Source organism: Paractinoplanes aksuensis (assembly GCF_024137025.1).
GTDB lineage: Bacteria > Actinomycetota > Actinomycetes > Mycobacteriales > Micromonosporaceae > Actinoplanes > Actinoplanes aksuensis.
The window spans coordinates 1-1141 of sequence record NZ_JAMYJR010000090.1 but is presented as its reverse complement, the minus strand read 5'-3'; the positions used below and the strand labels follow the sequence as shown (position 1 = coordinate 1141).

Sequence of the window (1141 nt, the reverse complement as noted above, 5' to 3'; positions counted from 1 at the left end):
ACCGCGCCTTGATAAATCAGCGAGTGGAACGGCACGAACTGCCACGACACGATGAAGATCAGCACACCCATGGCCAGGGTGGCGTTGCCCAACCAGTCCTGGTTGAGCGCGTCGATCCCGAGGCCGGTGCCGAGCCCGAAGTTGGGGTCGAGCAGCGATTTGTAGGTGATCGCGATGGCGGCCGAACTGAGCAGCAGGGGGATGAAGAAGAGCACGGCCAGGAACTCGCGGTAGCGCTTGCGCGCGGCGATGAAGACCCCGATGAGAATCGACAGCGGGGTCTGGACGGCCCACGACAGCGCCATGATGAGGAACGTGACCCAGAGGGCGTGCGGCAGGCCCGGGTCGCTGAGCGTGGCCTTCCAGCTGGTGAGGCCGGACGGTTGGATCTCGCCGAGGCCGTTCCAGGTGGTGAAGCTGAGCCAAAGTACGCCCAACAGGGGTACGACGCCGAAGGCCACGAACCAGAAGAGCGCCGGCAGGGCCATCCAGACGACGGAACCGCTCCGCCCGCCGCTGGACCGGGTGGACTCGTTCGTCCGTACGACAGGCGGAGCGATCGTCGTCACTTGCCGATGACCCCGTTCATGGCGGTCACCCACTGCTGCGGGCTGACCTGCAGCTGGAACAGCTTGGCGATGTTGTCGAGCAGCGTCTCGGCCGCGGTCGGGCTGAGCGCCTGGTCCCAGGACTGGGCGAAGGTCTTGGCGCCGTTGGCGATCGACGCCATGTCCTTGAGGAACTGGGCGTCAGCGCCGGTGAAGAGGCTGTCGCTGTTCTTCAGGACCGGCACGCCGCCGGACTTGACCCAGGCCTCCTTCTCGGCGTCGTCGACCAGGGTGGTCGAGAAGAACTTCTTCGCGGTCTCCTTGGCCTCGGCGGTCGCCTTGGACGAGATGGAGAGGTACTGGCCGGGGTTGCCGACGGTGTTGCTGGGGTCGCCCTTGCCACCCTCGACGGCCGGGAAGTTCATCCAGCCCAGGCCACCGTCCTTGACGAAGTTGCCACCCTGGGCGGTCTGGATCCCGTACGACCAGGAACCGTGGACCATCATGGCCGCCTTGCCCGTGTAGAGCAGCGCCTGGTCGGCGTTGGAGTCGGCCGTGGTCGACGAGAAGCCCTTCTGGAAACCGTTGGCCTT

General features: G+C 65.9%; 2 protein-coding genes. Both read right to left on the bottom strand.

The genetic code is table 11. The features are described from left to right. On the bottom strand, positions 1–569 hold a 569-nt coding region (locus M1L60_RS46675; RefSeq protein WP_369077263.1), incomplete at its 3' end, for a carbohydrate ABC transporter permease. Continuing rightward, positions 566–1141, bottom strand: a 576-nt coding sequence (locus M1L60_RS46670; protein ID WP_253244072.1) for an extracellular solute-binding protein, incomplete at its 5' end; no start/stop codon positions are given. The genes M1L60_RS46670 and M1L60_RS46675, both read right to left, overlap by 4 nt.